The sequence below is a fragment of the Yersinia sp. 1652 StPb PI genome (assembly GCF_041538345.1).
Classification (GTDB): domain Bacteria; phylum Pseudomonadota; class Gammaproteobacteria; order Enterobacterales; family Enterobacteriaceae; genus Yersinia; species Yersinia enterocolitica_E.
Genome location: NZ_JAULSM010000001.1, coordinates 1670118 through 1690342, shown reverse-complemented (window position 1 = coordinate 1690342; position 20225 = coordinate 1670118). Strand labels below are relative to the sequence as shown.

Here is a 20225-nt window from a genome sequence, read left to right as displayed (position 1 = left end):
CCCCAAAAAGTATAAATACTGTTGATTTAGTTAGGGTTCTTAACTTTCATCAGAACCCCTATTATCAGAATGGTTGCCCTATCAGGTCAGCTCAATCACCTCAAGGTTGAGTAAACGAGCCACCTTGCGCAGCAGCGGGCGATGCTCGCCATAGACCAGCGAGGTATGATGTTCCATACCGGCATCCAGTAGCCGTTGACGATAGCTATCAGCATCGATATCCAGTTTTGCCGTCCCGGCAGTGCCAGAGAACGCCAGCGGAGCTTTGATCATCTCGCCGCCTGCCAGCATCAGACGCAACTTGCCTTCACCCTGCGTAATACGGCATAGGGTGATGCGGCCCGGTTTAAGGGCAAACTCGGATAGCAGGGGTAACTTGCGGTTGGAGTGGATGGTGGCTTGCACCGGCCCGTCGCGATCAGCCATTTCAATCGGTGCCTGACCACAATGCCAGAACACCACACTGTTGCTCACCGGGTCGATATCGACCAAGTCGGTATTGAACGCGGCACTACCAGAAGCCCACTGCGCCATTAATGACGAGAGCACGCCGAACATGTCAGCCTCGCAGCCACACGGAACGAGGTCTTCATTCATCAGCGCCAATGCGCCACAGGCAGCACAACCATAATCGGTGAAGAAGTCTGGCCAGCAGCGCACCGCAATACCGGAGTAACCCTTCTGTTGCGCTTTCTCACGCAACGCTGAGTAGACTTTCAGCGTTTTACAGGTCGCACTTTGGTCCATTTCCGCCAAATTCGGGAAATCTTTAGCGCGGCGCTGATAGGGTGCATCGGCGGCACTGTCCGGTAGCGCTTTTACTTCATCGATAAATTCCAACACGGGTTGGCGATCAACGCTGACACCAAAGTGTTGTGTCAGTTGTTGTTGGTTGTAGTTACAAGCATCGAACCCCAGTGGATGTTCGCCTATTACCATCACTTTGGCGCACTTAAAACGATTGACGATCGCGGCAGCCTGCGCCAATTGTTGTAGCTCGCTGACCACATGGGCATCATCCGGCAGGCCATGAACAGTCTGGACCTTGATATTTTCGCGGCTCAGTGCATGACAGGCCAAATTAACCCCGCAGAAGGAGTTGAGCCGTAAACGGCCACCGGTACGAGCCTCCGGGAAGGACCACATAGCTGTTGGGACCGGGAAGTCACGCACCACTTCACAGGTCAGCGAAGCATCGGTAAACGTCACCTGTAAAATTAGCAGTAAATCAAGGTTGGCCTGCTTCAGCGCGGGCAAGGCTTGTAACGCAGACTCGGCATCAAACTGTAATGCCGGTTCCCCAATCAACTCGATATCCATTGCTCTCAGGGTATTCCACGCCTGCGCCAGCATTTCCTGCGCATACGGCACATCAAAAGTACTACGACCCAAGGCCAACACGCCCACTTTTGCTTTTTTATTCATCATATTGCTTCCAGTGAATTTAATGACTTATCGGTTGGCGCAGCTCAAGCGACAACACTGAAACGGTGTTCGGTGTAGCTAGAATAATTTTGATTTGGTCGCAGAATGACATCGGGGAAGTGCCCCTGATGAATGCTGTCAGGGAAGGCCTGTGTCTCCAGACATATTCCTGAAAATGCCTGATAGCGATGCCCTGCTTTGCCATTCCATACCTTGTTAGAAAGCTTGAATGCGTTATAAAACTGAATACCTGGCAAGGTGGTATGAACCGCCATCACCCGACCTGAATGTGGGCAAATCAGCGTGGCCGCTGGTTGCAGAGTGGTGCTATTTTTCTGCGATAAATCGTTTTTTTTCAGCACATAGTTGATGTCAAAATCCTGCGCTGGCCGCTGTTGCATCGCATCACCCAAGCGGCGGGCATTACGAAAGTCAAATGCAGTGCCTGCAACACGGACAATCTCGCCGGTCGGTAGCATGCTGCTTTCATCCACTGGCGTGATAAAGTCAGCGTCAATTTTCAGTTGCTGGTCGTGAATTAAATGAGTGTGACCGCGCAGATTGTAATGGCTGTGATTCACCAGATTGACGATGGTTGCCTTATCGGTTTGCGCCTCGAAACTGAAGGTCATGACATTGTCATCCGTCAGGCCGATACGGTGGCGCACCTGTAAATTCCCCGGATATCCCTCTTCGCCATCGGGCGACGTGCGGCTAAAAATAAGACCATCGCCCTCTTCCTGCGCCTGCCAGACATACTTATCAAAACCGCGCAGGCCACCGTGCAAATGCTGCCCGGTCGGCAGTTCATTGGTTGCCAGCAGATACTCTTGCCCGTCAATGTTAAAGCGCCCACCCGCAATGCGATTGGCACAGCGACCGGCAATGGCACCAAAGAACGGATGACCGGCCTGATAGGAGGTCAAATCATCAAACCCCATCACCACATCCTCCAGTTGCCCGTGGCGGTCCGGCACCCAAAGTTGGGTGATGATACAACCGTAGTCGGTCACGCAGAGCCGCATACCATTGCGGTTAGTTAGTGTAAACAGCGAAACTTCCTGCCCCTGATGCTCGCCAAATTGCTGGCGTTGAATTGTCGTCATACACTCAACCTCGTATTTCGTACGGCTTTAGTCGCCTGCCCGTTCAGATGCAAAACGCCATGCCGTACGATAGATAGAAAGGATTAGCCAGCAAAAGCAGCGGCTTTCCCCTGGCTGCCAAACAAGCGGATTTTTTCAATCACTTTTTGTTTCATCACATCACGCCCGTGGCCCAGAGAAACCGCCAAGACATACTCCTCTGGTGATTGATGCAATACTTCGCTAACCCCTTGGGTAAAGGCCTGACGCAGCTCGGTATCGACATTGACCTTGGCAACCCCCAAGGTAATCGCGCGGCGAATTTGCTCATCCGGCACCCCAGAGCCGCCATGCAATACGATAGGTTTCTTGACGATTTCGCGGATTTCTTGCAGCCGCTCAAATGCCAGTTTCGGCTCTTGCTTATACATTCCGTGAGCGGTACCAATCGATACCGCCAGATAATCAACGGTGGTCAGTTCGGCGAACTGTAGCGCTTCATCGCAACCGGTGATCAGGGCATCTTTTTCGTCAACTGAGATATCATCTTCAGTACCACCGATTTTACCAATTTCACCCTCAACGCCGATATTCAAGGCATGAGCGACATCTGCCACCGCGCGGGTAATACGCACATTTTCATCGAATGGCAGGTGAGAGCCATCGAACATCACCGACTGGAAACCGGCCTGAACCGCCGCCATGGTCTGCTCAAAACTACGGCTGTGATCCAGATGGATACAGACCGGTACCCTAATGTCGTGCATAAAGGCATCAACCATCTCTTTCATGGGTTTTAACCCCATGACGCTAATCACTTTCTGCCCAATTTGCAGCATGATGGGCGCCTGCTCCTCTTCGGCAGCCAGCAAGATCGCACGGATTGTTTCCGCATTGTGGGCACTAAAAGCGCCGATGGCATAGCCATGCTGCCATGCGTGTTGAATCAAGGTATTACCGGATACATAAGACATTTTCTCTCCCTCTGCGTGCTGATAACAGCCGCTTTAAAAACAATCAATTAATCGGAAATCATTCGGTTGTTGGCAGACCAGACTGACTGCGAACCTGTTGTAAAATGGCACTCCAATCCTGGCGCCCGCGCCCGCAGGCTCTGGCCTGACTGTAAACCTCGCGGGAAGCAGCCCCCATCGGCATGGTGACGTGCAATTGGTTAGCCACATCAAGAGCGATACCTAAATCTTTATGTGCTAAATCAATCATGAACGCTGGCGTTAAATCCCCCTTCAGCACCTTATTTGGCCACGTAGTAGTGAAATGCCCTTTACCCGCCGGAGTGCCACTCATCACTTGCAGTGCGACATCGAAAGACAGTCCCAGTGCTTCGCATAGCACGGCGGCCTCCGCCGACAACGCATTGAGCGCAATACTCATGTAGTTGTTGATAAGCTTCACGCGGATCCCCATCCCCGGCCCGCCCGCATTGATAAGTTCAGATCCCATTGCCATCAGCAATGGCGTTGCCCGCTCAACCTGCGCTTGCGTTCCCCCCGCCAGTATCAATAAGGTGCCGGCCTGTGCATGGTCAGAGGTACGCCCCACCGGCGCATCCATAAAACCATACCCTTTGGCCTGCATCTGTTGCGCCAAACGGTCAGTCTGTAATGGATGGATAGTGGACATATCAATCACCAGTGCATCTGGTGACAAGCGGCTACAAACGCCGTCGTTGCCGAACAGCACGTCATGCACCAGTTCTCCGTTAGGGAGCATGGTGATAACAAACTCTGCTCCTTTGGCGGCCTGCCCTGCGTTACCACATGGCGTGGCACCCAGCGCAGCCAACACCGCTACCGCGCCGGGGTTGGTATCGAAAACATGCAATTGATGCCCGTGTTTAATGAGGTTACGCGCCATGGGCGATCCCATTTGCCCTAACCCGATGAATGCTACCTGTGCCATTATTCTCTCCTGTCACCTGATGTCATTTTTCGTCACTTGATTGGAATATTTTGTCTGTTTTTGATCGTATTTGTAATTTATGGTCAAAAAATTGACATTCGTCACTCTTTTAACATTTGAACGAATTAAAATGGTCACATCGTGATCAACAGCCCTTTTTTGGCTAACCAAGGAACTGAAACCATGACCCGGATTGCATGTGTAGGAATTGCGGTGCAGGACCGCCTCTATTACCTGGCAAAACTGCCCGATAGCGGCGGTAAATATGTGGCGGATGATTATCGTGAGATTGGTGGAGGGCCTGCGGCAACAGCAGCGGTAGCGGCGGCTCGACTGGGCGCGCAAGTCGATTTTATTGGCCGGGTAGGTGATGATGCCACGGGCAATACTCTGCTCGATGAGCTGGAACACTATGGGGTAAATACCGCCCTTAGCCGCCGCTACGCCAATGCCCGTTCATCGCAGTCGGCGGTCTTGGTCGACCATCATGGGGAGCGCATCATCATTAACCATCCCAGTCCTGACCTGCCAGAAGATGCCCAATGGCTGACGGGGATAGATTTCAGCCACTATGATGTCGTGTTGGCGGATGTCCGTTGGCATCAGGGGGCGCTAACCGCATTTACACTGGCCCGCCAAGCCGGTATCACCACCCTACTTGATGCTGATGTCACGCCGCAAGATATCCGCCCGTTGGTCGCTCTTGCGGACCACGCGGTCTTCTCCGAGCCGGGTTTACAGCGAATGACGGGCAAAAATGACACTGACGCTGCGCTCTTATTAGCCGCCAGTGACACAAACGGACAGGTGTATGTCACCCGAGGTAAAAAGGGTTGTTATTGGCTGGAGAATGGCGAACAGCAACATCAGGCGGGATTTGAGGTAGTCGTGGTCGATACCACCGGTGCGGGGGATGTTTTTCATGGTGCATTGGCGGTAACGCTGGGCCGACAACACACAATTACTGCGGCAGTGCGCTATGCTAATGCCGTGGCGGCATTAAAATGTACCCGCCCCGGTGGGCGGGCCGGAATACCTGATTGTGATCAAACTGACTCTTTCCTGACGCATTTTGTATAAAATAAACAATAGTATGATGAATGAGAGAGAGCAAAGCATGAGTCTGACCGAACTAACCGGTAACCCACGCCACGATCAACTGATTCAACTGATCGCCAGTCGTGGCTATATGAATATTGATGAATTGGCACAATTGCTGGATGTTTCGACTCAAACCGTGCGTCGCGATATCCGTAAGCTTAGCGAACAAGGGCTGATTACCCGTCATCACGGGGGAGCCGGGCGAGCGTCTAGCGTCGTGAATACCGCGTTTGAACAGCGAGAGCTTTCATATACTAAAGAGAAAATGGCCATTGCTGAGGCGATTGCTGATTACATTCCCGATCGTTCAACGGTGTTTATCACTATTGGTACCACTGTTGAACATATCGCCCGCGCATTGATAAATCACAGCCACCTGCGGATTATTACTAATAGCCTGAGGGTGGCACACATTTTATATAAAAATACCGATTTTGAAGTGATGGTGCCAGGCGGTACGCTACGACCAAATAATGGTGGCATTATTGGCCCCAGTGCGGTCTCTTTCGTTGAAGGTTTCCGCGCCGACTATCTGATTACCAGCATGGGAGCAATTGATAGCGACGGCAGCCTGCTGGAGTTTGATGTTAATGAGGCGACAGTGGTGAAAGCGATGATGGCACATTCCCGCCACATCTTATTGGCAGCCGATCATACCAAGTTCCACGCCTCCGCCGCCGTCGAAATTGGTAATGTTGCCAAAGCTACAGCGCTGTTTACCAATGTTTCTCCCCCGTCACAACTGGCCGCACTGTTGCAGCAACAACAGGTGGAACTGGTGATCACACAGTTAGGTAATCAGGAACCCACTATCTAAATTTTACGCAAAAAAAAGCAGGCGACACGGCCTGCTTTTTCAGGATTTAACGCGCTAAGAACAGGTCAGTTAATGGTGCTATCACCATGACCAACCACAAGAGTAACGCACTGAACATAGCGCGCTGTAGCAATTTCCGAGCGCCCTGCCAGCGAGAGTCCAGGCTGCGCCCGCTGATAGGCTTGCTACGCCATACATGTTGTAACGCCGCATCAAAATCCTCAGTTTGCGCTGAGTTGGCATACAGCAAGGCAAATAACCGCTCATCAAGCCATAAGCGCCAACAGTAATAATGGGTGATACCCGCGAGCATCAAGAGCAACGTAGCGACCGGACTATCCGCGCCCCATAAGGCAAAGACTATCGGTGGTACCGTCAGTGCGGCCAGATAACGCCAACTGGCAAGATGAATAGTCAGAACCTGACCCGCTATTGGCCGGTTGAGCATGATGTTTCCTTTTGTTGCCATACTGCCAACGCCCGTAAGTGCTGTGGCTGTAACACCACTTGCGGCCGGGCCTGTCGTAATAATTCAGCGGCCGCCAATGGCGTCGCAACCCGCCCCTGATCAAGCAACCATGCAGCAATCACCAGTGCGCTGCGAGACATGCCCAAAGCACAATGAACCAGCACCGTGCCATGTTGCTGATGCAGTTGATTAAGTAACGTAACCGCCTGCATTAATTGCCGTTGCTCGGGCACCACTAAATCCATCAATGGGCAGCATCTATAAGGTTTACCCTGGCTGTAACGACTGCGGCTAAACTCCGCCGTCACATCCAATACGCTTGCTGGCAATATGTCGGATCGCGGATAACTGCCAATAAATACCCCATCAGCCACCGCAATTACCGAGGGAAGCTGGCGAGTGAACCCATACATCGACAATCTGGCTCCTAGCCGATAAGGCCATAATAGCAGCCGGGCTGAGGGTGAGATCCGGCCATCAGCGCGCTTTTGGCATACATCAGCCCCCCAGCCGCAATAACCCACAGCCACAGCCAGCAGTGACAGCACCGGCCACCACAGTAAACTCCATCCGCCGCCCAGCCACCCTGCCAGCCCAGTTGCCAATAAGGCACCGCCACCATAGTAAAAAGCCAGTTTCAGCGATGAACGACAAGGCGGTAGCCAACGCCAGCCACCCGTTATCGGGACCAGATAACTGACAACCACACCTGCCGCCAGCCCTGTAACAAGATCAATCACATGATGCTGCCAGGTCGTGAGCACCGAGACTGCAATCAATGCAAACCAACCACTCATCAACCAACGGAATACCCCTTTGCAGTGCGGCCAGAATCGTAGCCACAGCAACCATGCCAGCATAATATGTAGCGATGGTGCCTGGTTGTAGGGTAAATCAAACATTTCCAATTGCTGGAATAGCCAACCGAACGGCCCGTCGGTTACTGGGCGAATAAAGCTGAATTTTAGTGGGAACAGCAGAAAACCCAGGCACGCCACCAGTGATGCCATTACCAACCGCAGCGCGTGACGCGTCTGCTCTTGCTGTGAAGTGCAAATAAACAGCGACAAACCATACAACAGATCAATGCTCCAATAGGGCACGATGGTCCATGGCAGAAAAGGGATCTGCTGCTCCCAATCATATACCACACTGCCAACCCCAATACGGCTGGCCGTAAAGTGGTTGGTCTGACCGTAGCTAATAAAAAATAGCGGGGCCAGCAACAGCAGCCATAATGCGCCACGCCACCACAGTGACTTGCGTGGCGAGCGAATATCAGATTCAGACATCGGCACGGCGAACCGCCAGCGACACGGTAAAAATACCCCATTCATCAATCAGTTGATGACATTTATCAAAGCCGGCCTGTTCAACCAGCGCATCCATCTCGCCCTGACTGCGCACCCGCATCACCCAAGGCTGACCACCTTGATGGCTGGTCAATGCGCGGGCAATCATGTTAAGTTGCGGATGCCACGGCTGGCCGGTATAAACCAATATACCGCCGACAGGAATTGCCGCGGCCAACCCGGCCAATGATGCCTGAATCATGTCGTTGTGCGGGAAGAGTTCGTATAAACCGGAAACGATCGCCAGCGTCGGATTTGGGGCCAGATTGGCTAACGAGTCACGATCAAATGCATCTCCTTTCTCGAAACGCGCCACCTCGGCCAGATTGCGCTCTACAATCATCTGCTGCCCTTTCTCCACGTTCAGGTCGCTGTAGTCACGCAGTAGGATTTGCTCAACATCAGGTTGGTTCGTCAGCGCATCCAACACATAACGGCCATGACCGGCCGCGATATCAACAATTCGCAGCGCCATGCCTTTATCTCGTAACTGCTGGAGTGCTTGTTGAATCGTCTGTTGTAAATGTACTTTACGCCTACGAATACCGCGCCAGCCAATACTATTGAGGTATTGCTGGTCAATGTAGCGCCCTAGCTTGTTAGTGCCTTGCGGCTGATTGCGATAGACGTAATCTAGCGTACTGCCAGAGTCAAAACCGGTTTCAAACCCTAAGCGCACCCCAGTTGCACTGCGGCCCAACGTTTGCATACCGTAACGCAAAGCAGAGTAGTAGATTCCCTCCGCGGAGTACGGTTTCAGGGGCACTTGCAGTGCACGGTAGCTGTCCGCACTGGCACTCCAGCGGTCTTCGTAGCGGTAATTGTGCGTTGGCAATTGTGCGGTATACAGGCTTTCAATAAAGCACCGCATTTTATCGAATGCCAAATGCCGCTCTTTCTCGCCCAAGGTGTCGTGATAAAAACCGGGTAGGATATGTTGTTCTTTGACCGGGCTACTTAGGCGCTGATAAAACTTCAGTTGCGGTGCCCGATGAACCACAAAATCATCACCGGAAATCAGCAGTTGCGTTGGCAATGTAATGGCCGCGGCATCTTGCACAATCCGCTCAGCCGCACGGTAAAGATCTAACAGAATATTCACCGCAATAGGTCGGCTGACCAGCGGGTCGCTATCAAAACTGGTAACCCGTGATGCATCGTGGCTGAGAAACTTACCTTTGACGTAGGATTTAACATAGAACAAACCCCGTAAGCGGTGCATTAGCGCCAATCCTGGGCGGGCAAATGGCACATACAGTTTCACTTTAAACGCTGGCGATGCCAAAATCATGCCCCGTATTTTCGGTGCGTAATCATGAACCCAAGTTGAAACCAACACCGCGCCAACACTTTGTGCCACCACCACAATGTCCTGCAACGGCACACCACTATCCACGGCGGCGAAACGGACAAACTCATCAACATCTTGCACCGAACGGGCCAGACTTGGGCTATAACCACGATCACCCGGTGATTGACCATGGCCACGCGCATCCCAGGCATAAAAAGTTACATCCGGCAGCATCAATTCATCGACAATATGCTGTAGACGCCCCGAGTGTTCATGACCACGATGAAACAGCACCATCACCCGCTTGGCAACGCCGCTCTCAGCAGGCCAACAACGGTAGAATAACGGAACATTATCACTGGTGCTAAACGTCAGTTCCTGCGCGAGACGGTTTCCTTGAGTCACGGTATTTTCCTTGTGGCAAGTTGTTGCAAAATGATAAAGCGCTGCTGCAATTCTGTGCGAAACACCTGTTTATCATCATGATAATAGAAAGGTTTATCCACATAGATATCAATAAAAAATGGCACCGGAATGTGTTGCCCTTTGCCCATCGCCCGCCCCAGCCCATGCATATAAATCGGCGTTATCGGGACGCTGGGGAACTGACGGCTTAAATACCACAATCCCGATTTAAACGCTGAAAACTGCTCCGGTTCGCCACGTGTCCCTTCGGGGAACAGAATAACAATTTTGTTGTTTGATAACGCCTCGATGCAACCCGCTAAGGGATCATTGCCCTTGGTCGAACCACCGCGCACCACCGGGATAATGCCGATTACCTTGGTCGCGAACCATGCCATGGCACGATTACGGAGGAAATAGTCAGCGGCAGCCACCGGATGCACTTGCGATAGCGTTGACAGCGGAAACAGGGTAAATAGCGTCAGGATATCCAAATGGCTATTATGATTCGCCACCACAATTGCCGGGCCGTTCAGCGGCAACTGCTTGCGCTGCCAAACGGAAACCCCCAGCCATACCAGCACCACCGGATACGCCACACAAAGTGTAAAACACCAGCGCAAAAGTCGGTTCACAGTGTAGCCTCAGTAATAAAAGTAGCGGATAAAATGGAAGAACAGCGGCGCGGTATAAATAAGCGAATCCAGCCGGTCAAGAATACCGCCGTGGCCGGGTAATAATTTGCCTGAATCTTTCACCCCAAGATCTCGCTTAACCGCAGACATCACCACATCACCGCAGAAACCAGTCAAACCAATAAGTAATCCGGCCAACAGAGAGAAATAGATATTCATCGGCGTTAGAATCGGCCCCAGAATGGCCGCCAGCAACATGGTGGTTGCCACACCCCCCAACAAACCGGCCAATGTCTTATTCGGGCTAACGCTGGGGGTGACTTTGATGCGGCCCAGTGATTTCCCCCACAGGTATTGAGCTATGTCATTCAGTTCGGTCAACGCAACCAGGAATACCACCAGCAGTGCCCCCTGCGTGCCAATAGGGCCAGGCAGTACCATCAGGAATGCCACATGGCTCAAGGCAAATACGGTGGTCATCAATCCCCAATGCATATTTGATGCTGCGTGCAGGAACCCTTTGGTGTCACCAATCAGCACCATCCTGACGGGCAGGAACAAGAATGCATAAATTGGAATGAAAATGACGAACATGCCGTACCACCCTATGCCGACCCACAGATAATGAATTGGGATAGCCAAATACATCCATAACAGTGGGATATTATCGGAGCGGCGGGTTGATATCAGTGTTAGAAACTCTTTTAGCGCCAGAAAACTGATGAAACCGAAGATAACCAGTGACAGCCATTTCGGGCTAACCATCGCTACAGTGAAAACGATAATAATCAACCACCAACTGGTGATGCGCTGACGTAACTCCAACCACTCTTTTTGCGGGTAACGCAGCATCAATATCACGATAATCACGCTGGCAAGCGCCAACAGACCAAAAATAACCATCAGACTGATAGCAAGTCTCGAGTCCATATTATGCCTCGCCCTTTAGCGCTGCCCGGCAGCGGTTGATACATGTCCACAGCAATAACAACGATGCTAAAGCGAACAGCCATGCGGAAAAGGTTAAAGCGACAGGCCACAAAGCAACTGCTAACCCATAAGCGCCGAACAACAGGGCGCGATCGCTTTTTCCCAATGGTCCCTGATAACCTCGCGGCTGCCCCAGCGTTTGCGCCATAATGCCGCAGAACTCCGTCAGAAAAGCCAGAAACAGTGCCAAGATAACCCACTCAGGACGCGCATAAGGCAGCAAAGCAAACGGCAGGTAGAGCGCAATATCCGAGATAACGTCGCCAATCTCATTGAGCAACGCGCCGAGGCGTGACTGCTGGTTAAACTCCCTCGCTAACATGCCATCAATCGCATTCAGCGCCATACGGAAAAAGAGAAACACGGGGAGTAGAATAAACATCATGCGTGATGGGAATAACGCCAATAAGCCGCCCACCAGCACTGAAGCAATCAGAGTAAATAATGTGACTTGATTCGCCGTAATCCCCCGCCGATACAACCAGGCCAAACACGGTCGCAACAGCGCCTGAAATCGCGGTTTAATATCATAAAGCGTCATAAATATACCTGTGTATTGACCCTGAAAAGTCAGCAATTAGCTATGCGGATGGTTAATGAAATTATTCCACACCAAATTATTATAGAAAGGTATCACTTGTGGCCGGAGAGACCAATAGGAAAAACAAAGCAGGAATGAATTGTATCCATTTGATTTGTAGGATTTTTCTTATGACCACGTTGTTTGCCTGTTTGCGGGCTATCGTTGGTCTCGCCGCAGCAGTAAGGAGTAACAACGCGGGTTATTGTAGTGGCTGTTGACCTTCCACTGTCGAGCCAAAATCATCAATAATTGAGAAGAATACCGTCATATTCTTAGCCGGAATTTGATTACCGACTAGCCCACCATCGATGCTACTTTTCGGGGCGACCATATCGTCATTCCCCAACTTAACCGGGGTTCTCGCGGCACTTTTACTTTGCGCAATCTCCACAGTCTGGAATGTCACATTAAATGGCGTCGGATTGGTGACACGAAAGACCCCGCCACTGCCCTCTGGAATCCATCTGAAAGAGAGTTGGTTAAGCACCCCCTCTGAACTGGCAGGAATACCCGCCGGGCGATAGAACAGTTTGATGCGTGAGCGGAAGGCAATTTGTACTTCATTGCCGGCAGCCTGCGGTGAAGCGGTTTTCGGTGGCACTTCTAATACATTCAGCCAAAACATCGATTCGCGATCAGACGGCAGTTGACCGGCAGTACCGGTATAGTAAATGCGAACAGATTTATTGGTTTGAGGATCAAGGCGGAACACCGGAGTATCAACAACAAAGGGTACCTTTATCTGCTCAATGGATTTATCCATTTCAGCAATATTGTTATCAACCCACAGTTGCAGTAAAGCTGGGCGATTGCCCTTATTGAGGATCTGCACGCTGCCTGATTTATCATCTCCAGTAACCACCACTCGGGTCAGACCAATAGCAATACCCGCCTGCGCTGTGGTAGTGAGCAACAAGGAGGCAAGGGTCACCGCCGCAAACACGTGGTACCAATGCGTGAACCTGCGGATATACAGCATGAGCCAGTACGAAAACGTTTTCATTTATAGATCAACGTAAAAGTAAATGCGCCGTTGACGGAACCACTTTGCACGGTGCTTTCAGTTTGATAAAGCCCGGCGTTCATCGGCACGGTGTAGCTCTGCGTGCTTGCTGAATTATAGCCGCTCAAGGTGTATTCGGTATTCAACACGATAGGTGTATTTGTCTGGCTACGCAATAATACCCCCACGCCTCTGGCGGTAGATCCGCTATTCAACGCTACCACACCATTTGCCGCATTCAGCACATTAGTTGCCGCGCCAAACGTATAATTAATACCCGCCAATCCACCGGGGCAGTTATTAAAATTGAGATTAAATGATTTTAACCCTTCAATATTGCCAATCCCAGTAAATTTATTGCTGGCGACATCCGGTAAATTGACAATCACATCCGGTGTGGTGCAGGTCTGTGTCATTAACTGGATATTCAGGGAATTTGGCGCAAAATCAAATAATCGGTAGCGGGTTGATTCAAGATAACTACTGGTGCCATTGTTATAGGTGCGATAGTTATAGGCATAAGCAGGGTCAAAAGCGGCAGCCCATCCACTGGTTAATGTCGTGGCAATCTTAACAAACTTGATTTGTAGTTCTATGTTCAAGTTAAAATTAGCCCCATTGTTGTAAGGAATAGGGCCTAACAGCGGTGAGGAATAAACTATATTTGCCGCGCTAAAGCCATTCATCGGCTTCCAGTCGCTGCTGAAACCTGCGCCGGTCACGCGAAAACGCAGTGCATAGCCTAAGCCAGCTTTACCGGTATAAGAAAATACACTGTGACTATTGCCATCAATGTTGATTGTCCGATCGATGCTGTACGGCGAGAACAGCCCAGCCCCAGCCTTAATACTGTCATTCATTGAGGTGGATAATATCTTGCACACCCAGCCCCCTGCGGGGAAGCTTATCCATGAACCAATCGGCGAACCAACCGCAGTGTTGGGCGGAACTCGCAGCGTGGTTGTCGGGCCATAAATATAGTAAGTACCGCTATAGTCACAATCCATGGCAGAGCCCAAGGCATTAGCATTATGGCTGATCGCTAAACCACTCATCACCAGTAACCACAGTAAAAGTTGTTTTAGTTGACGGCAGCCGTGCGCTATCGAATCACTGGCTGCACCACAGGACCTGTCCATGTAATATTGCGCTATATTCCGATAAGAACTCATTTGCATATCACCTCTAACTGCCGGAATTCACCCTTAACCAACGCGCCGCGGGGTAATTTATAATCAAAGCCGCAACTATCACCAACGCCCTCACCCCATATCACGCGCAGATGTCCATCTTGCTGGTTCACCCGCACCATGGCTTGCCCGCCCTGAGCGATATAGCCCACACTGGCACCAGTGGCATCTTTCACCTCGGCACCAAACGGCAGTGGTGTGTTATCCGCCCGATGTCCGGTCAATAACATCGAATAGCCACTAGATGTCTCAAACTTCACCAGTGCCACCGCACCGGCAGTAGGGGCAACCCGCTGACTGGTGGTTTTAAATTCCACATCCGACGATAAGCCTTTTGGATCCAGTTCGACATCATTTTGTCGGTAAGGGCTTAAGTAAGGCACCACCGCCCGGCCACTGCTATCGAGACGCATCCCCGAGTAGTTGGCCACACGGGCTCCGGCAGCATCCGGGGCCTCAACAATCCCTACCGTATCGCCCAGATAGGAGGCAAAAACCACACCACCACCGTAGGCGACGATGCCACCAGACATATTGACACTGGCCTGCTCGTAATCATTACTTTTCGAATAACTGCCGCCAATAGTCGTTTTAGGCGCCAGCCAACTGCCCGTCACGCCTACAGTGTTGTAGTTACCGTTCACGTCAGTACGGTTATTCGCCGCTGAAACACCATAGTTAAATTGATTATCGTCGCCAGCAGAACCTGAAACCCCGGTTTGAACTGAACTGCTGTCACGAGTGTGGGTGTAACTGGTGCTCAACCGCGGTGAACCCCGTTTGCTGCCCAACGGAATGGAGAAAGAGACGCTCAGTTGATTATCCCAATCCCCACTGGACATATTGCGCAGCCGATTAAGAGCCAGGTTATAACTCAGTGACTTATAACTATTATTATAACCGAGCTGGAAATTCATATCGCGACGCTGCCCGCCCCAATAATCCTGCGCATTCGCATTGGCATAAAACGAACCATAACCCTCTGGCAAACCTTGAGTAATACTGATTTGCGCCTGATTGCGGCGACGATACTTAAAACTGTCATCGTAGCGGGTATTACCATCTGGCAGGCTTGAATTGAAAATAGTGTTATTAACTTCGCCATGTTGCAAATAGTCACGCATGCGCATCGCTTCTGACGGCGTATAAAAACCGTCACTGGAATAGTGGTAACTGGCGATGGTCAGGCTGGTATCGGTTTGCGGTAATGAGTTCGCATAGGTAATGCCCATACTCTGACCGTTCTGATCACTCTCACCGGGTAACCTGGTTTGCGCTTGTGTCAAACTAAATGCCACCGCTCCGACGGGGGTATTAAACGCCAGCCCGGCAGAGGCCGATAGATACCCTTCGGCCGCAACTACTCCGCCGTTGCCGGTAATTAAATTGGATAAGCCATGGCGTAAGGTTCCCATCAAGAGAGCCGGTTTTTCCGCCATTGAATTATCACGATACTCACCGGCCATTAAAGAATAGCGCGTGGTTCCCGGCCGCAATAGCTCGGCAATTGATGCAAATGGCACGGTAAACGACTGCTCGCTACCATCAGCTTCAGTAATAGTGACAATCAGATTGCCGCCCTGGCCTGTAGGGTAGAGATCGTCGATGGTAAAAGGCCCCGGTGGCACCGTGGTTTCATAAATAGATTGGCCTTGTTGACGCACCACGACACGGGCGTTAGTACGGGCGATGCCGCGCACCACGGGTGCATAACCACGCTGAGAGTCAGCGAACATACGATCATCCGAGCTTAATTCAATGCCACGATAGCTGAGACTGTCGAATACCTGACCATCAGTATTGGAGTCACCAATCGTCATTTTGCTGTATAAGGATGGCACCGCACGCTCTGCGTAGGTGGCCAGATTTTGATAATCAAATCCCTGACTGTCACTTCGATTTAATGCGCTACGATAGTATAAACGCCAACTTTGCCAGTTGAATCCGCCTAGCAGCCCGAGATATTGATAAGTCTGGCTGCTGGCATCACTCTGATTACTGCGATAACCGGTGTAATCATATTTCAGCGTTGCCGCCGTCACACCGTCATCCCAATATTTGGGATTAACATAGCCACGCGCCTGGCGGATTAAAGAAGCCTGTGGGATCTGAATATCCAACCGCTGGGTATTCTCATCAAAAATGGCATTCCCACCGTCCAGCAGAGTACTCAATGATGAGCAAACACGGGCAGTTTCCAGTTGTTTCAGTACATCAGGCGTGAGCTTAGTGGTATCAATTCCGAGTTCATCAAACAACTTTAAGTCAAAACACGGAAGGGCCACTTTAGATTCTGGCGACGGCAACTCAAAGCGTATCGCCTGACGCCCGATCCATTGCTCATTCAAATAGATATCAATGCTACGCTCACCTGGAGCAACGGGATTGCCCTCACTATAGCGACTGGCATCAACAGAAAAACGGAGGAAAGAATCACTGAACTCAACATGTTCAGGGTCTTCAGCACAGGCGGGTAAACTAAATAGCATGCCGCCCAAGCTAAAAATAACAAAGGAGAATGCCGACAAATATTTCGGGCGCTCGTTTTTTTGATAATACATGTAATAATTAAACATTATATCGAGGCCATTTAATAAATATGCACCTGGTGGATGCAGAGAAAGACTAATTAATTATATTTATGTTTTTATTGCGCCAACTTTTGAACACCCTGCGTTTCGCCACCCTGGTCATTGATAACAGAATAAAAAACTTGTGTAGTATTATTTATTGGACCGTTAACGCTAACCGGTAAGCTAAGCTCAGCAAAAGGTGCAATCATCTTATTATTTATTTTGCTCAAGTTCGCCACCGCTGGGCTCTCTTTTGATGCCCGTAACTCCAATTTTCTAAAGGTTATATAATACGGTGATGCATTTTTTATAACCAGTTGATTGCCCTTTTTAGAAAAGGTCAGATTCGTAATAGCCTGTTCTATCGGCATCGTTAATTCTGCCGGGCGATAGAACATTTTTATTCGGGTACGGAAAGCCAATTGCAATTTATTATCTTCCCCCGTGGCACCTTTAGTGGGTTTAGGTGGAATTTCTAGCAAATTAAACCAAAAAAGCGTTTCACGATCGGCTGCTAAGCCGCTGCCAGTACGGAACAGGCGAATAGTCTGATCCCGTTTAGGATCCAGACGCACTACTGGTGGCGTAACACTAAAAGGCACCTTGATAGTATCAGGACGCGCATTCGCATCACCGTTATCAATCCAGGCTTGAAGAAGAACCGGCATATTACCGGTATTGGAAACCTTAACCACGCCTTCACGCTGCTTCTCGTCATAAATAACACGCGTACCCGTGATCATTACTTCAGCACGGGTAACCGTTGCTGCAACCAGTAATGTGACAAAAGCAAAGGCTATAAAGTATGTTTTGCGCATAAGTGTTTCCAATTATAGAGCGAATGAAACAGGGAGCATTAAGCTCCCATTCGGCAACAGATAACATTAGCTATAACAAGCACTTGCTATCAACCACGCTATATCACACGCTTTGATTAATCGTAAACAATAGTATAGTCGACTTGTGTTACAACGGTACCAGCACCAACAGTGCCACTATTCGCATAATATTGTGCGTAGTAGCCCAATGTTGCATCACCAGTGGAAATATCTTCCACCACGCCGCCCTGGCTAGCGCCGCCTACCATGATTGCTGTGCTGCTTTTGTCTAACAAACGAACCTGAACACCCGTCGCTGTACCGCTATTGTTGTTCAACCGGCCAGTGCTGGTCTCAACAAAAGCACCTGGTTCGAAATAAGCATAAGCGGTATTCAGTGTCGCCCCAGTACAACCAGACAACGAGATATTGAAAGGAGTGGTACCCGCAACGGAGTTGACAGAACTCAGTGCGCTTGTAGAAATAGTCGGTAAGTTAACGGTCCCATCTTTAGTGCCGTTGTTGACAGAGACACCACAAGTCGTATCTGTAATTTGGCCGTTAATGGTAATAGTTCCATCAGCAGCAAATGCTGATTGTGCAATAAATACGCTTGCAATAGCAGCGATTAATGCATTGCTAGTTTTAATTTTCATGTTTATTTCCCCGTGCTTTAAAATAAGGTTTTAGGCCAATAATATTAATTAGGATTAATATCCTGAATCAGTGACGTCCGATTTCGTACGGCTATTATTTCAGCATTTTAAATATTGTCAATCCAGCCCAAAACGTGAGGTTATAAATGCATTACCAAATAATAAGAATCACAGAATACAAACAAAAGAAGAGTGGAAATTTACGGTAGGATATATCTCATTCCATGTAGGAAATTACCTACAATCGATAGATAACATATAAAAATAAGTTATGCTCGATATTAAACACGCGAATAACTCACAAATAAAAAAACAATATAAAACAGGCTTGTGGGACTTTTCTTACGCTGATAGATGAGGACATGTTAAAAAAACACCATTCTTGGATATACCACATCAAAAAACGCTAAACATAAATTTAGCTAAAAATGATCTTTACAAATTATTTATAATATTTAAGTGAAAAATATCTATTTATCGAAGAATTAAATTAATATCAACAAATCTCATGACAAAAAGAAACAAAAATAGCCACTTTTATTATCTTATAAACAGAAATAATTATCACTTACTGTTATCTTTTTTGGCTCTGCCAATCATTGTAAGCCAGTACGTAATGCCATCTTATGGCGCGATAGCATCACCTCATCTCCACCTGGGTGCCTAATTTACGCGCTAACCCTTTGGCACCTTCTCGCATAACGCTATCATGATTCCAGCGAAATAATGGGGCAGCGATTGGCGCCAGACAGTTCATCCAGCGCGTATTGGTTCGAATATGCCAATCGTAACGAACAATGGTGTCGCTGCCATTGTAAAATAATGACCACTGCCCAATCCCTTCAACTTCACCACTCGCCTGCCCCTCTAACAAATGTAAAGGCATAATGGTTACTACATGAATATCAAAGGTTATCCGATAAGGAAGTACACCTTTCCAGGTATAACGATGTAATGCGCCGATACCCTGTAGATCGCCTTTTTCTATCTCAATGATTTGCTCCAGGCTTTTCCACCAATGCGGCCACATATCCGGGTGGCATAAAATATCCCATACCGCCTGAAGTGGTGCCTTGACCTGCCAAATAGTGGAAAACCGATACTCAGCCATACCAGCGAACTCCGCATCAAGGGGTGAAAAAACGCTCAGGAAAATGCAAATTGATAATCATTGCCGCCATAATGACCGTTTCCAGTTGCTCTTCATCCACCCCATAGCTGATCACTTTGACAGGCAAATGGGATCGATTATCTAGCCAGATGTCACAACGATGCACCTTATCCACAGTGAAACCGGCCGGGCCAGTTATTGAGAGGTGCAATACCGGTTGTTGCGCGAAAACCTCCTCACCAAGAATTGCGGTCTTGCCACCTTGTTGCAGGCGCTGGATGTTGTCTAACAACCTTCCAATGTCTGATTGATCCACCCGGTGGCCATTTTTATCGCGTATTAAGATATTGGTGGGCAAAAGGCTCAGCACGGGTAGCGTGTTTACACCGAAGGGCCATAATCGAACTTTGCCACTGTCAGGGCTATAGACCAGCGCGGCGCCATTGTGGGGCTCAGTAAAATCCATACGCACATATCCCGGCTTACGATAGCTATAACGAATTACCGTAGCCTCGCCCTGTGCTGACAGAGAATGAATTATGACCTGATAGGATTCAATCTGCTCAAAATGGTGTTGAGCGACCCGAATCGGGTCAGAGGTGAGGAGACTCGATATTGGCATAAACATCGGGCTGGCATCACCCGCCATCGCTGCATAGGCAACACTGCCCGGAAGCAGTAGCGCCGTCAGTATTACAATGAAACCGGTTAAGCCGCGAATAGCCTTCTCCTGCATTTGGGACTCATCAGTCAGAACTCTCTGATGTCATAATTAAATATAGGCCTAAATAGCAGCAA

The 20225-nt window shown here is 49.6% G+C and carries 19 protein-coding genes; 2 read left to right on the top strand and 17 right to left on the bottom strand.

What is annotated here, in order from left to right; translation table 11 throughout:
• Window positions 1-81: 81 nt before the first annotated feature.
• The 4 genes from Q2T71_RS07575 to yihU form a co-directional block, all read right to left on the bottom strand.
• On the bottom strand, window positions 82-1428 hold the full coding sequence (locus Q2T71_RS07575; protein WP_372558644.1) for an L-fucose/L-arabinose isomerase family protein: 1347 nt from the start codon (window positions 1426-1428) through the stop codon (window positions 82-84).
• A gap of 41 nt (window positions 1429-1469) precedes the next feature.
• Window positions 1470-2531 carry an aldose epimerase family protein gene (locus Q2T71_RS07570; protein ID WP_372558643.1) on the bottom strand — a complete coding sequence of 354 codons (1062 nt, stop codon included), beginning with the start codon at window positions 2529-2531 and terminating at the stop codon, window positions 1470-1472.
• 83 nt (window positions 2532-2614) lie between these two features.
• Entirely contained in the window at window positions 2615-3484 is an 870-nt protein-coding gene (locus tag Q2T71_RS07565; protein ID WP_372558642.1) for a ketose-bisphosphate aldolase, read from the bottom strand.
• A gap of 58 nt (window positions 3485-3542) precedes the next feature.
• Window positions 3543-4433 (bottom strand): sulfolactaldehyde 3-reductase, encoded by an 891-nt coding sequence (gene yihU, locus Q2T71_RS07560; RefSeq protein ID WP_372558641.1) that lies wholly within the window; start codon window positions 4431-4433, stop codon window positions 3543-3545.
• A gap of 183 nt (window positions 4434-4616) precedes the next feature.
• Between yihU and Q2T71_RS07555 the strand changes: the two genes are divergently transcribed.
• Both Q2T71_RS07555 and Q2T71_RS07550 read left to right on the top strand, forming a co-directional pair.
• A complete protein-coding gene (locus Q2T71_RS07555; protein WP_372558640.1) occupies window positions 4617-5513 on the top strand; it encodes a sugar kinase in 897 nt (298 codons plus the stop codon).
• A 37-nt stretch (window positions 5514-5550) separates the two neighbouring features.
• A complete protein-coding gene (locus Q2T71_RS07550; protein WP_372558639.1) occupies window positions 5551-6351 on the top strand; it encodes a DeoR/GlpR family DNA-binding transcription regulator in 801 nt (266 codons plus the stop codon).
• A 46-nt stretch (window positions 6352-6397) separates the two neighbouring features.
• On the opposite strand, the gene Q2T71_RS07545 is transcribed toward Q2T71_RS07550, so the two are convergent.
• From Q2T71_RS07545 to Q2T71_RS07485, 13 genes are all read right to left on the bottom strand, one after another.
• Complete coding sequence (locus Q2T71_RS07545) at window positions 6398-6799, bottom strand: hypothetical protein (RefSeq protein WP_372558638.1); 402 nt, start codon at window positions 6797-6799, stop codon at window positions 6398-6400.
• Window positions 6781-8112 (bottom strand): phosphatase PAP2/dual specificity phosphatase family protein, encoded by a 1332-nt coding sequence (locus Q2T71_RS07540; RefSeq protein WP_372558637.1) that lies wholly within the window; start codon window positions 8110-8112, stop codon window positions 6781-6783. The genes Q2T71_RS07545 and Q2T71_RS07540 overlap by 19 nt, the downstream gene beginning before the upstream one ends.
• Window positions 8105-9868: a bifunctional alpha/beta hydrolase/class I SAM-dependent methyltransferase gene (locus tag Q2T71_RS07535; RefSeq protein ID WP_372558636.1), complete on the bottom strand. Its 1764-nt coding sequence runs from the start codon at window positions 9866-9868 to the stop codon at window positions 8105-8107. Before Q2T71_RS07535 ends, Q2T71_RS07540 begins: the two co-directional genes overlap by 8 nt.
• Window positions 9865-10503 (bottom strand): lysophospholipid acyltransferase family protein, encoded by a 639-nt coding sequence (locus Q2T71_RS07530; protein WP_372558635.1) that lies wholly within the window; start codon window positions 10501-10503, stop codon window positions 9865-9867. Before Q2T71_RS07530 ends, Q2T71_RS07535 begins: the two co-directional genes overlap by 4 nt.
• Window positions 10504-10512: 9 nt before the next feature.
• Entirely contained in the window at window positions 10513-11433 is a 921-nt protein-coding gene (locus Q2T71_RS07525; RefSeq protein WP_372558634.1) for a phosphatidate cytidylyltransferase, read from the bottom strand.
• A 1-nt stretch (window position 11434) separates the two neighbouring features.
• Complete coding sequence (locus Q2T71_RS07520) at window positions 11435-12034, bottom strand: CDP-alcohol phosphatidyltransferase family protein (RefSeq protein WP_372558633.1); 600 nt, start codon at window positions 12032-12034, stop codon at window positions 11435-11437.
• A 241-nt stretch (window positions 12035-12275) separates the two neighbouring features.
• Window positions 12276-13079, bottom strand: coding sequence for a molecular chaperone (locus Q2T71_RS07515; RefSeq protein ID WP_372558632.1), 804 nt, complete (start codon window positions 13077-13079; stop codon window positions 12276-12278).
• Window positions 13076-14251 carry a fimbrial protein gene (locus Q2T71_RS07510; RefSeq protein WP_372558631.1) on the bottom strand — a complete coding sequence of 392 codons (1176 nt, stop codon included), beginning with the start codon at window positions 14249-14251 and terminating at the stop codon, window positions 13076-13078. Before Q2T71_RS07510 ends, Q2T71_RS07515 begins: the two co-directional genes overlap by 4 nt.
• Window positions 14248-16845, bottom strand: coding sequence for a fimbria/pilus outer membrane usher protein (locus Q2T71_RS07505; RefSeq protein ID WP_372558630.1), 2598 nt, complete (start codon window positions 16843-16845; stop codon window positions 14248-14250). The genes Q2T71_RS07510 and Q2T71_RS07505 overlap by 4 nt, the downstream gene beginning before the upstream one ends.
• Before the next feature lie 71 nt (window positions 16846-16916).
• On the bottom strand, window positions 16917-17660 hold the full coding sequence (locus Q2T71_RS07500) for a molecular chaperone (protein ID WP_372558629.1): 744 nt from the start codon (window positions 17658-17660) through the stop codon (window positions 16917-16919).
• Between the two features lie 116 nt (window positions 17661-17776).
• Complete coding sequence (locus Q2T71_RS07495) at window positions 17777-18316, bottom strand: fimbrial protein (protein ID WP_372558628.1); 540 nt, start codon at window positions 18314-18316, stop codon at window positions 17777-17779.
• A 640-nt stretch (window positions 18317-18956) separates the two neighbouring features.
• The gene (locus Q2T71_RS07490) at window positions 18957-19427 is read right to left on the bottom strand and encodes an SRPBCC family protein (protein ID WP_372558627.1); all 471 of its coding nucleotides are present in this window, start codon (window positions 19425-19427) and stop codon (window positions 18957-18959) included.
• 16 nt (window positions 19428-19443) lie between these two features.
• Entirely contained in the window at window positions 19444-20163 is a 720-nt protein-coding gene (locus tag Q2T71_RS07485) for a DUF1571 domain-containing protein (protein ID WP_372558626.1), read from the bottom strand.
• Between the last annotated feature and the right edge of the window lie 62 nt (window positions 20164-20225).